This window comes from Mesorhizobium sp. WSM4898, from assembly GCF_029625845.1.
Classification (GTDB): Bacteria; Pseudomonadota; Alphaproteobacteria; order Rhizobiales; family Rhizobiaceae; genus Mesorhizobium.
The window spans coordinates 1-247 of the sequence record NZ_JARTVQ010000051.1; the positions used below are offsets into that span (position 1 = coordinate 1).

Annotated in this window: 1 protein-coding gene; it reads right to left on the reverse strand. The window is 55.5% G+C overall.

The genetic code is table 11. The annotated features are described in order from the left end of the window. On the reverse strand, window positions 1-247 hold a 247-nt coding region (locus tag P9228_RS30910), incomplete at both ends, for a DUF5939 domain-containing protein (protein WP_278057066.1).

The following is a 247-nucleotide window of genomic DNA, read 5'->3' on the forward strand; positions in this document are numbered from 1 at the left end:
GTTCTGGACATGGTCGCGGTCGAAGACCAAAGACAGGCTTCGGCGCTCCTTTGTTGGTTCGCCCTTCACGTCGATGAACTGCGCTGAATGGGTGACCGGCTCAAAGACGATGATGAATTCGGACGGAAGCTGTATGGGCAGAACCGCCTTTTCACCTGGCGCAAGCTCGATATCCTCCAGCGAGAACGCTTCCATCTTTTTCACGAAATCCTCATCCGGCAGATCGACGCCGGACGCCCAATAGATC